A 12,295-nucleotide genomic window follows, 5' to 3' on the forward strand; every position below is an offset into this window, starting at 1 on the left:
GGTTGGATGAGACGATCGGTAACGCGAATGTCGGCCTGTAGGTGAAACACCGCTCGGCGCGACGCGGCAGTCCAGCGAATCGCGGAGAGCATTCCCACGAGCAGCGGACCAATGGCGGCCATCCTTCCAGACATTCGCAAAGCGCGTGGCGACCGCGCGAAGCTGCAAGGTAAAAAGGACCGGCGGGCGGACGATTGCGCGTCCGGCCGCCGGCCCAGGGGTTGGAGGGTCAGAAGTTCACATTGACGGTCGCGAGGAGCTTGCGGCCGTTCTTGTACACGCCGCGCGGCAGGCGCTGCGTGTTGGCATAGGCGTAGTATTGGCTGTCGGTCAGGTTCATGCCCGAGACGGTCAGCCCGACTTCCTTGGTGATGTTGTAGGTAGCCGACACGTCCACATTGGCGCTGTCGCGTACATACATCTGGTCACCCCGGTCGATGCCGGTGAAGTACTTCGAGCGCCAGGTATAGGTTGCGCGCAGGGCGACCGGACCGCTCTCGAAGAATGGGCTGAGGCTCGCCTGGTGCTTCGAGTTGTAGGGCAGGTCCGCCCCTTCCTCGCCCTTGCCGTCCGCATAGGTGTAGTTGGCGAGCAGGCCGAAGCCGAGCGGCAGGCTCTGCTGATAGGCGATCGCGAAGCCCTTCACATTGGCCGAGCCCGCATTGAAGGGCCGGCTGATGTTGTAGGTGGTCACGGCGCCGACGAACTGGTTGAAGTACTGCTCGCGGGCAGTCTTCTGCAGAATGTAATTGCCGATGTCCTTGTAGAACACCTCAGCCGCCAGGATCGCGCGCGGTGCGAAATACCATTCGAGCGACGCGTTGTAGTTGGTCGATTCGTAGGGCTTCAGATTCGGGTTGCCGCCACCGCCGGTGCCGATCTGGTCAGACAGCCAGAAGTAGTTCGACATGTCGGCATAGTTCGGCCGCGCGATCACCTGCGCCGCGGCGAAGCGGAAGGTCAGGTCCTTCTGCAGCGCGATCGCGACGTTAACGCTCGGCAGGACATTGTCGTAGGAGCGGGTCGTCGTCTGCCAGATCCAGTCGGCCTGTGCGTTGCACGCGGCACCCGGCTTGCAGACAAAGCCCGCGCTCTCGGTCTTGGTATGGACATAGCGCGCGCCGATATTGCCGCGCAGGGCGCCCTGCTCGAAGTTGATCTGGCTGTAGAGCGCCTGGATGTCTTCCTTGATGTTCCAGTTGCCGGCGGTGAACTCGGCGGCGGCGAACATCGAGGGAGTCGGCAGGTTCGGGCGGCCCTGGACATAGTCCACCATCGAATCGCCGTTGATGACGAAGCGGTCTGCCATCTGGTCGTTGATGCCATCAAAGCCCGACAGGTAATTGCCCTTGACCGGACGCGTGTCGAAATTGCTCGCCGGCACCGAAAGGCCGGTCAGCGCGATGCCGGCATATTCCTGGCCGGTCTCGTGATGGCGATACTTGTAGCCGAACGACCAGCGCTTCAGCGAGCCGTCGAACTTCAGGCCGAGATCGACCTGGCCATAGCGCTCCTTGTCGGTGGTCGGCTTGTTGACGAGGTTGCCGCTCCAGCCCGGATCGGTGGCGAAGGCCGCCGGATTGCCGAGCACGTTGCTGCCATAGGTCAGCGTGCCGGGCTTGTCGGGCGCGCCGCTGATGTCGACGGTATAGTCGGCCCAGTTCAGGAACTCGAGGAACACCTGCTTCTTGGTGCCGCCGTCCGCATCCGACACGCCGCCCTCGACATTCAGGTCCCAATGCACGTCGTCCCAGCCGATCTGGCCGCGGAACGTCTGCGAGTGCATCTCGGCGACGCGATATTGGGCATCCAGCACCGACAGCGCGTTCTTGAAGCTCGCCTTGGTGACGATGCCGTTGTCGACGGTTAGGCCGGTCAGCGAACCAGCGCTGTTCCAGACATTGCCCGGGAAGGCGTACATCGACTGGTTGAGATTGTCGTAGGTCGCGTCGATGCGCAGCCAGTCGGCAGTGACGGTCAACTCGTCGACCGGCTTCCACTGGGCGGTGGCGGAGTAGGTCAGGCGCTCGCGGTTCTGCTCGAAATAGGAAGTGCCGAACGCGTTCGGGAACTTGGCCCCCGGGCTCGCGGTCAGCGTAGTCGCGCAGGTGGCCGTGCAGTTGCCCGTGGTGATCGAGCTGGTGCCGGCGTCGTTCTTGCCGGCCCAGAAGTCCGCGGTGATCGTGCCATAGCTCTCCAGGCCATCGCGGCGCAGACGATCCTTGGCGCGCTGGAACGAGGCAAGGATGCCGAAGGTCTTGCTCTCATTATGCCAGCTGACCAGCGCCGAGCCCTGGACGTCGCCCTTCTCCGAGCGATCATTGTAGAGATAGCCGAGCGAGCCGGCGACCACGAAGGGCTTCAGCTCCAGCGGCTTGCGGGTGAGCACGTTGACGGTGCCGCCGATCGAGCCTTCGTCGATGCGCGCCTCGGGCGACTTGTAGACGTCGACGCGGTTGACCAGCTGCGGCGCGAGCAGCGCATAGTTGAAGGTACGGCCCGGCGAATCCAGAATGAACCAGTCGGCAGAAGCCACGGTCTGGCCGTTGAGCAGGGTGCGGTTCAGCGCCGGATCGGTGCCGAGGATCGAGACCTTCTCGCCCTGGCCGAACTGGCGGTCGACGGTGACGCCCGGAACCAGCGTCAGCGCTTCGGCAACGTTGGTGTTGGGGAACTTGCCGACATCTTCCGCCGAGACCGAGTCTATGATCGAATCGGCCTTGCGCTTGGCATCGATCGACTGGGCGAGCGATGCGCGGAAGCCGGTGACGACGATCTCGCCTTCATCGGCAGGCTGGGCAGTGGTGTCGCTGGTCTGTGCATGCGCGGCGCCGGTGAGCAGCGCCATGGCGCTGGCCGTGCCGATAAGAAATCCCCGGATCCCCATGTCTCATCCCCTTGGTCAGATGTTTCTGAACTTCGTTTTATTCTTTGTGGTACGCCGTTGGTATACCAGTCGCGTACCAATACCCGTACCATTCCTTAGGTCATGAGGGTCGTCAAGACGGATTCTTACATTGGGATTACAGTCCTCTGAAATTTTCTACTGACAATGGTACGTTAGTGGTACTAGTGTTGCATAAGGCGCACAGCCGACTATGGGGAAGCGATGCCGCTGCTGGCAAAAAAGATCAGGCCGTTCGATGGCCGGGGAAAAGGGCCGCTATACCGGCAGCTCGAGAACGCGTTGCGCGAAGCCCTGCTCGATAACCTGCTCAAGCCGAATGAAGCGCTGCCCGCCGAACGGGATCTGGCTGCGGACCTCTCGGTCTCTCGGATCACCTTGCGCAAGGCGATCGACAAGCTGGTCGACGAGGGGCTGCTTGTCCGCCGCCACGGCGCGGGCACCTTCGTGGCCAGCCGGGTCGAGAAGCAGTTCGCCAAACTCTCGTCCTTCTCGGAAGATATGGCCTCGCGCGGGCGGACCGTGCGCAGCGAATGGCTGATCCGCACCGCGAGCGCGGTGACGGGCGAGGAATCGCTCACCTTCGGCCTCAGCCCGGGCACCGAAGTCTATCGCTTCCACCGCATCCGCTATGCCGACGACGTGCCGATGGCGCTCGAATTCGCGATCATCCCAGGCTTCGGCCTGCCGGGGATCGAGGCGGTCAGCTCCTCGCTGTACGCCGCGCTCGAAGCGACCGGAAATCGTCCCGTTCGGGCGCTCCAGCGATTGCGCGCTGCCCTGTGCGACGCAGAACGGGCGGCCCTGCTTGGCGTCGATGTGGGCGCGCCCGTGCTCTATATCGAGCGGCGCGGCTTCCTGGCGGATGGCCGGGTAATCGAGGCAACGACCAGCTGGTATCGCGGCGACGCCTATGACTTCGTCGCCGAACTCGACACACGCGGCTAAGCTGGTGATCTCCTCCCATCCGCGCCGCGGGACCATCCCCGCGCACGCCGATCAGTTCGCCGAGACGACCGGTAAGATTCGATGCGGGCGCTGATCCCCACGCGCGCGCTGGTGGACGGCGCGCTGCAGACCGGCATCGCCGTGCTGGTCGATGGAGCGCGCATCATCGACCTGGTTCCCGCCGGTGCCCTTCCCCCGGATGCCGTGCGGGAGTCTCTGCCGGGTACGCTGGTCCCCGGCTTCATCGATACCCAGGTGAACGGCGGCGGCGGCGTACTGTTCAACGACGCGCCCACCGTCGCGGGCATCGCCGCGATTGGTGCGGCGCACCGTCGCTTCGGCACCACCGGGTTCCTGCCGACGCTCATCAGCGACGACCTCGACGTGATCCGCCGCGCAGTGGCCGCAGTCGATGCCGCGATCGAAGCGGGTGTGCCGGGTGTGCTCGGCATCCACATCGAGGGTCCGTTCCTCAACGTCGATCGCAAGGGCATCCATTCGGCCGAGAAGATCCGCCCGCTCGACGAGGACGGCATGGCGGTGCTGACCGGCCTGAAGCGCGGCCGCACCCTAATCACGCTCGCGCCCGAACGGGTCTCCCCAGCGCAAATCGAATCCCTTGTCGCCGCCGGCGTGGTCGTCTCGGCCGGGCATACCAATGCCAGCTATATCCAAGCCAAGGCGGCGGTGGCTGCCGGCATGCGCGGCGTGACCCACTTGTTCAACGCGATGTCGCCGCTCGGTTCGCGCGAGCCGGGGATGGTCGGCGCTTCGCTCGATTCGCCTGAACTGACATGCGGCCTGATCGTCGATGGCCATCATGTGAGCCCGGCGACGCTTCGTCTGGCGCTACGCTGCAAGCCCAGCAGCGGCTTCATGCTGGTGACCGACGCGATGCCCTCGGTCGGCTCGCTTGCGAGCGAATTCCTGCTTCAGGGCCGCCGCATCACCGTGAAGGACGGGGCTTGCCGCAGCGACGACGGAACGCTGGCCGGCTCGCATCTCGACATGGCGGCCGCAGTGCGAAACGCGATGTCGATGCTCGGTCTCGACATCGCGACGGCAGTGGAGCTGGCGAGCGCCAGCCCCGCTGCGCTGATCGGCCTGGGCCGGACGCGAGGCCGCATTGCCGCCGGCTTTTTGGCGGACCTCGTGCTGCTCGACGACGCAGGACGGGTCATTGCGACCTGGATCGGCGGGCGCTAGCCCATCCCCTGGCAGGCCCGAACCGGACAGTGGTTTCATAGTTTGTTCTGCGCGAAAGTTGTCGGCCGGCCAGCCACCCGTTCGCGGCCTTTCCGCGGTGCACGGCTGATCCTAAACCGGCCAGTCTGCAAACGCCCCAATAGCGGACATTGATGCCTGATGAGGCTTTGGCGTAAGACGGGCAGCAATGATTGCCGGTCTCCTAGCTCCCATCACTATGGCAATGGCCGCACTTCTTGCGGCGGAAGATCGTTGGCTTTTTCTACCCAGTGACGGAACAGCTACGATCGCTCTCGACCGTTCCAGCATAATTCAAGGACGGCAGCAGAAACTTTGGGTTCGCGTAACCTGGGCCAAGATCCGCGATAATGCCGCTTACTCGGATTGGCTTGAGAATTTTGACTGCGCTACCCAGTCGAGCTTCCCAAGCCGCATAATCGATTATGCTGCAGATGGGACTGTCCTTCGGAAGCTGGATGGCGACGAGGACTTGATGAGCATATTCCGAGATGCTGATCTGGCCATCGTGCATGATGTGGCTTGCGGCGCGGGGCCATCGAGTGGTGCTCGGAGTGGCAGCTAACCACCCAGGCTCATGTGCAACCACGTTAGCTGGGGCATCCTGTTGCTGGATCGCCGAATAATCCATGCGAAGCCAACTGCATATTTGGACTTCAGCCAGACCTCTTCCGCCACGTTGGTCGCGTCAACCTGCTCAGGCTAAGTCGGACCCATTTTCCTACCTAGAACGCCCCACGCACGACCCAGCCGAACGCCCGTCCGCAGGTCCCTGGTTTCAACGCTATAAAGTGGGTGGTGCCGCCTACAGGACTCGAACCTGTGACCCCCGCATTACGAATGCGATGCTCTACCAGCTGAGCTAAGGCGGCCAACCAAGCAGGAGCGCTTCCGCCCCCGAAGGAGCGGCGCGCTTACCAGCATGTTTCGGGGCTGACAAGCACCCGCAATGGCCCCGCCATCAAAACCCGTCGAAAAGCGCCGCCTTTACGCGACGTTTACCACAGGCGGGGCACAAGCCTTGCTACAAGTACAAAGGGGCCATTGCCCCGAGTGGAGCATTTCGCATGGACATGGCGCGCGGCATCAACCACCCGCTCGGCTCGAACCCCGGGCACGAGGCGGACGACGCCGTAAACGATCGCGAGCTGACGATCGGCACCGATGAGCGCCGCATGCATGTGCGCGCCTATAATCACTGGGTCTCGCTCCTCCATGGCCGCGCCTATCCGTCGATCGAGGATCTCGATCCCGACAACATCATGGATTTCGGCGCGCACAGCGTGCTGCTCGATTTCTCCAAAGGCGTCGACGATCCCGCGATTCGCTTCCTCGGCCGCGCGCTGCGCGAGGAGACCGGCCTCGACGCGACGATCACCCATGTCGCCCAGGTGCCCAGCCGCTCGCTGCTCTCGCGCCTGACCGATCATTATCTCCAAATCATCGCGAATCGCGCGCCGATCGGCTTCGAGGCCGAGTTCGTCGGCACGCGCGGGCACAATACGCTCTATCGCGGCATCCTGATGCCCTTCTCGTCGAACGACGACACGATCGACTTCATCTACGGCGTGATCAACTGGAAGGAACTGGTCGACGCCGAGACCCAGGCCAGGCTCGAGGCCGAGGTCGACGAAGCGCGCCGCACCGCGCCGCGCAGCCTCGTCGCCGCCCCCGTCTGGGCCGATGGCCCGAGCGCCGGCTTCGATGCCCCCGCCGCCGCGGAAGCCCCTGCCCCCGAATCGCCGATCACCGTCGATGCCAGCCTGGCCGACAAGCTGCTGCTCGCCCGCGAATCGGCCGCCGCCGCCCGCGCGTCGGACACGCGCAGCCGCTCGGCACTCTACCGCGCGCTTGCCCGGGCCTATGATTTCGCGCTCGCCGTCGATGACGATGCGGAAGGCTATGCCGAACTGCTCGCCGATGCCGGGCTCACCGTCCAGGCCCGCGCACCGATGACGCCGGCCGTGAAGCTCGTCTTCGGCGCCGATTACGACAAGACCCGCGTCACCGAATTCGCCGCCGTGCTCAGCCATGCCAAGCGTACCGGCGTGCCGCAGGGCGGGCTCGATGCGTTCCTGGATGGCGCCGAGGGCGGCATCAAGGGCGTGGTGAAGGCCGAGCGCGAATTCCGTCGCCCGCCGGCCAGGCCCGATGCCTTTGCCGAGATCGCCGCCGAACTGCGCAGCCGCCCGCCGCTCGGTCATGTCGACATGACCGTCGCGATCCCGGCGGACCGCGAGTTCGTCGTGCTGCTCGCCCGCGCCGGCAAGCAGGGCCTCGACATCGTCGCCCAGGTCGAGGACAGCCCGCTGACCGAGCGCCTGGTGCGCAAGGCCGCGGCCTGAAATCCGCCGCTTCGGCGGCCCTCGGCCTCCAATACTCAGAGCTTTCCCCCGCACGAGAGTCACTTTCGTGCGCCGGCTCCACAATGTCCGCACGTTTGTAATTTTCTTACAGAACGAGTCTTGAGCCGGTCACTCCACAGGCGTAGGCGGTACTGCCATGAAAAGCATGATGACGTCGCTGACGCAGGCGTTCGAGGCGCGGTTGCTCGAGGGAGCGCTGCCGGGAGAGTTGGAAGATTTCGGCGAGGCCGAGCGCACGGAGGCGGCGAACTTCGTCGCGGAAGCTGCCGCCGTCCGTCCGCCGGACACGGCGAAGGTCGTGCTGGAGACCTTCCAGGGCGAGGAGAGCCGCCGGATGCGGCTTGCCGTCGTCAATGACGACATGCCCTTTCTTGTCGATTCGATCTCGGGCGCGATCGCGACCTATGACGTCGCCGTCCACCGCATCATCCACCCCGTGATTTCCGTCGAGCGCGATGGCGCCGGCAAGCTCCAGTCGATCGACGCCGGCAAGCGCGAATCGATGATCTATATCGAGATGGAGCGCGCCGATGCCCGCGCGCGCCGCAGCCTGGTCGTCGAGCTGGAGCGCACCCTCGCTCAGGTCCGCGACGCGGTGCATGACTGGCGCGCGCTGCAGAGCGCGATCGGCGCCGATGCCGCCACCGTCGGCGGGCGCGAGGGCGCCAAGCTGCTGCGCTGGTTCCAGGAAGGCGCGATGACCCTGCTCGCGCACGAGACCTGGACCGCGAGCGGCGATGTCGGCGATCAGCTCGGCCTTGCCCGGCACGAGCTCGACACCCCGATCCTCGCCGAGGCTTCGCGCAAGGCGGCGGTGGAGTATTTCCGGAAGGGCGGCGAAGTGCCGCTGCTGCTCAAGTCCAACTCGATCTCGCCGGTGCACCGCCGCGTGCCGCTCGACATCGTCGCGGTGCCGATCCTCACCGGCAGCGACGTGACCGGCCTGTCGATCCATGCCGGGCTGTGGACCAGCGCCTCGCTGTTCGCCAATCCCGAGGACGTGCCCGTGCTGCGCTCGCGGCTGGAAGGGCTGGAGCGCAAGTTCGGCTTCGATCCCAAGGGCCATACCGGCAAGGCGATGCAGCACGCGCTGACCGCGCTGCCGCATGACCTGACCACCGCGTTCGATGCCGATTCGCTCGAGCATCTGGTGCTCACCTCGATGTCGGTCGCCGACCGGCCGCGCTCGAAGCTGGCGCTGGTCAAGAGCCCGCTCGGCCGCCACCTGTTCGCGTTCGTCTGGCTGCCGCGCGACGAAGTCGGCACCACCCGGCGCGAAGCGATCGGCACGATGCTCGCCGACGCCGCCAGCGCCAAGATCATCAACTGGTCGATCGCGCTCGAGGACGGCGAGGTCGCGCTGCTGCGCTACACGCTCGACCTGCGCGCCGGCGGAGTGATGCCCGACGCCGAGGCGCTCGACAACCAGCTCGAGCGGATGATGCGCGGCTGGGCGCCCGCGGTCGAAGCGGCGCTGCTCGACGATGCCGGCCCCACCGGCGCCACCCGCCTGACCCTGCGCTACGCCTCGGCCTTCCCGCCCGCCTACCGCACCACCTCGACTCCCGAGGAAGCCGCGCGCGACATCCTCCACCTCGCCCGCCTCGAAGGGCCGGGCGACCGCTCGGTGCGGATCACGCCGGTAGACGGCAAGCCCGGCGAATACCGGGTGAAGCTCTATGCCCAGGGCGCCGCGCTCGCGCTGTCCGACGCGGTCCCCGCCTTCGAGAATTTCGGCTTCCGCGTGATCGAGGAAGTGCCGACCGAGCTCTCCGGCGGCGCCTTCGTGCATGACTTCGCCGTCTCGGCCACCGGGCTGAAGGGCGACACCGCGGTGATCGAGGACGCGCTCGCCGCCGTCCTCGCGGGCAATGCCGAGAACGACCTGTTCAACCGGCTGATCGTCGAGAGCGGCATGAAGCCCGCCTCCGTCGTGCTGTTCCGCGCCTGGTTCCGCTATCTGCGCCAGACCGGCATGAACTACGGCATGGCCACGGTGGTCGACGCGCTGCGCCGCGCCCCCAACGTCGCGACTGCGCTGATCGAGCGCTTCGACGCCGCGCACAATCCGGCGCGCGCCGGCGACGATGCCGCGATCGAGGCGGCCGCCGCCGCGATCGAGACCGGCCTCGCCCAGGTCCAGGCGATCGACGACGATCGCATCCTGCGCACCATCCGCGGCGTCGTCCTCGCGACGCTCCGCACCAACGCCTATGCCCCCGCGGCAAAGGAAGCGCTGGCGTTCAAGCTCGATTCGGCCAAGGTGCCCGGCCTCCCCGCCCCGCTCCCCTGGCGCGAGATCTGGGTCTACAGCCCGCGCGTCGAGGGCATCCACCTGCGCGCCGGCCCGGTCGCGCGCGGCGGCCTGCGCTGGTCCGATCGCCGCGACGACTTCCGCACCGAGATCCTTGGCCTGATGAAGGCGCAGCGCGTGAAGAACGCGGTGATCGTGCCGACCGGCGCCAAGGGCGGCTTCTATCCCAAGCAGCTCCCCTCGCCCGCCACCGACCGTGACGCCTGGTTCGCCGAAGGCACCGAGAGCTACCGGATCTTCATCCGCACTTTGCTGTCGATCACCGACAACATCGTCTCGGGCGCGGTCGTCCATCCGGACGGCGTCCGCATCCTCGATGGCGAGGATCCCTATTTCGTCGTCGCCGCCGACAAGGGCACCGCGACCTTCTCCGACGTCGCCAATGCCATCGCGATCGAGCGCAACTTCTGGCTGGGCGACGCCTTCGCCAGCGGCGGTTCGGTCGGCTATGACCACAAGGCGATGGGCATCACCGCCAAGGGCGCCTGGGTCTCGGTCCGTCGCCACTTCCTCGAGATGGGCACCGATATCCAGTCCGAGCCGGTCACCGTCGCCGGCTGCGGCGACATGTCGGGCGACGTGTTCGGCAACGGCATGCTGCTGTCCAAGGCGATCAAGCTGGTCGCCGCCTTCGACCACCGCCACATCTTCCTCGATCCCAACCCCGATCCCGCCGCGTCCTGGGAAGAGCGCAACCGGATGTTCGCCCTGCCGCGCTCGAGCTGGGCGGATTACAACCCGTCGCTGATCTCGCAGGGCGGCGGCGTCTTCCCGCGCACCGAGAAGTCGATCCCGCTCTCTCCGGAAGTCCAGGCGCTGCTCGGCCTTACCGTCAGCGAGATCGATCCCGTCTCGCTGATCTCGGCGATCCTCAAGGCCCAGGTCGGCCTGCTCTGGTTCGGCGGCATCGGCACCTACATCAAGGCCGCGTCGGAAAGTAACGGCGAGGTCGGCGATCCCGCCAACGATCGCCTGCGCGTCAATGCCGAGCAGCTGCGCTGCAAGGCGGTCGGCGAAGGCGCGAATCTGGGCGTCACCCAGGCCGCGCGCATCGCCTTCGCTTCGCTCGGCGGCCGGATCAACACCGACTTCATCGACAATTCGGCCGGCGTCGATTGCTCGGACAACGAGGTCAACATCAAGATCGCGCTCAACCGCGAGATGATCGAGGGCCGCCTCGAGTTCGAGGACCGCAACACGCTCCTCGCCTCGATGACCGACAATGTCGCGCACCTGGTGCTCGAGGATAACCGCCTGCAGACGCTCGCCCTCTCCTTCATGGAGAATGACGGCTATGTCGCGCTGCCCTCCTATGTCCGCGTCATCGAGATCCTCGAAGGCTCGGGCCGCCTCGATCGCGCGGTCGAGGGGCTTGGCAGCAACGAGGAGCTGCTCCGCCGCGCCCAGGACAAGAACGGCCTCACCCGGCCCGAGCTGGCAGTGCTGCTCGCCTCGACCAAGCTGGCGCTGCAGGACGCGATCGAGCATGCCGATCTCGGCCAGGATCCGGCGCTTGAGGACGATCTCATGCATGCCTTCCCCCAGGCCATGCAGGATCGCTTCGCCAAGGCGATCGAGGAGCATCGCCTGCGCACCGAGATCATCGCGACCAAGCTCGCCAACCGCGTGATCAACCGCCTCGGCGTGCTCCATCCCTTCGAGCTTGCCGAAGAGGAAGGCGCGGCGATGGCCGATATCGCGGCGATGTTCGTCGTCGCCGAGCGGCTGTTCTGCCTGCCCGCCTTGTGGGAAGCGGTCGAGACCGCCCCGATCAGCGAAGGCGCGCGCCTCGCGCTGCTCGACGAGATGGCGGTGGCGGTGCGCGGTCAGGTCGCCGACCTGCTCCGCGTCTCGCCGCCGGGCGCCAGCCCCGCCGAAGTGATCGCCCGTCTCAAGCCCGGCATCGATTCGCTCGACAAGGCCGCCAAGGGCCTGCTGCTCGACGAAGTGAAGGCGCAGTCGAACCGCATCTCGTCGCGGCTCGAAGCCGCCGGCGCGCCGGCCGAGCTGGTCGCCCGGGTGGTCAAGCTGTTCGAGCTGGATGGTGCGGTCGGCCTTGCCGATCTCAGCGTCCGCATGGGCACCGACGTGACCGCGCTCACCCGCGCCTTCACGTCGCTCGGCCAGGCGCTCGGGCTCGACTGGGCCCAGTCGACCGCCGCGCGCATCACCACCGGCGATGTGTGGGAGCGCCTGCTGATCGCCGGCCTCGCCCGCGACTTCCAGCAGATCCGCCTCGACTTCCTCCATCGCGGCGAAAAGGGCGAGCCCCAGGCCGCCGTCGATGGCTGGCTCTCGGCCAATGCCCCGCGCGTCGAGCAGTTCGCCGCGCTGGTCCGCCGTGCCCGCCAGTCGGCGGTGCCCAATGCCGCGATGCTCGCGCAGATCGCCGGCCAGGCCCGCGTGCTGCTGGGGCGGTAGAGCGATCCGCTTCCCCACCCTGCAAGGGGAGGGGAAGCCTTGCGGCCGTGTCCCTCCGGTTCCCCGGGGGGGGGGGGGGGGGGGGGGGGGGGGGGGGGGGGGGGGGGGGGGGGGGGG

General features: G+C 66.5%; 6 protein-coding genes and 1 tRNA gene. 5 read left to right on the top strand and 2 right to left on the bottom strand.

Annotated elements, in window-relative coordinates:
* Positions 1-229 precede the first annotated feature (229 nt).
* Positions 230-2,887 carry a TonB-dependent receptor gene (locus tag AAHM44_RS19510; protein WP_342251028.1) on the bottom strand — a complete coding sequence of 886 codons (2,658 nt, stop codon included), beginning with the start codon at positions 2,885-2,887 and terminating at the stop codon, positions 230-232.
* 222 nt (positions 2,888-3,109) lie between these two features.
* On the opposite strand from AAHM44_RS19510, the gene AAHM44_RS19515 reads away from it, so the two are divergent.
* The 3 genes from AAHM44_RS19515 (at position 3,110) to AAHM44_RS19525 (ending at position 5,642) form a co-directional block, all read left to right on the top strand.
* Positions 3,110-3,853, top strand: a complete 744-nt coding sequence (locus tag AAHM44_RS19515; RefSeq protein WP_269573997.1) for a GntR family transcriptional regulator — start codon at positions 3,110-3,112, stop codon at positions 3,851-3,853.
* Positions 3,854-3,934: 81 nt separating this feature from the next.
* Positions 3,935-5,059, top strand: a complete 1,125-nt coding sequence (gene nagA / locus AAHM44_RS19520) for an N-acetylglucosamine-6-phosphate deacetylase (protein ID WP_342251029.1) — start codon at positions 3,935-3,937, stop codon at positions 5,057-5,059.
* A gap of 223 nt (positions 5,060-5,282) precedes the next feature.
* Positions 5,283-5,642, top strand: coding sequence for a hypothetical protein (locus tag AAHM44_RS19525; RefSeq protein ID WP_342251030.1), 360 nt, complete (start codon positions 5,283-5,285; stop codon positions 5,640-5,642).
* A gap of 231 nt (positions 5,643-5,873) precedes the next feature.
* On the opposite strand, the gene AAHM44_RS19530 is transcribed toward AAHM44_RS19525, so the two are convergent.
* Positions 5,874-5,949: transfer RNA gene (locus AAHM44_RS19530), tRNA-Thr, on the bottom strand.
* A 195-nt stretch (positions 5,950-6,144) separates the two neighbouring features.
* On the opposite strand from AAHM44_RS19530, the gene AAHM44_RS19535 reads away from it, so the two are divergent.
* Both AAHM44_RS19535 and AAHM44_RS19540 read left to right on the top strand, forming a co-directional pair.
* A complete protein-coding gene (locus AAHM44_RS19535; protein WP_446746007.1) occupies positions 6,145-7,422 on the top strand; it encodes a PAS domain-containing protein in 1,278 nt (425 codons plus the stop codon).
* Positions 7,423-7,579: 157 nt separating this feature from the next.
* Positions 7,580-12,178, top strand: a complete 4,599-nt coding sequence (locus AAHM44_RS19540; protein ID WP_342251031.1) for an NAD-glutamate dehydrogenase — start codon at positions 7,580-7,582, stop codon at positions 12,176-12,178.
* Positions 12,179-12,295: the final 117 nt, after the last annotated feature.

Origin of the sequence: Sphingomonas sp. OTU376, from assembly GCF_038440415.1 — a bacterium.
Classification (GTDB): domain Bacteria; phylum Pseudomonadota; class Alphaproteobacteria; order Sphingomonadales; family Sphingomonadaceae; genus Sphingomonas; species Sphingomonas kyeonggiensis_A.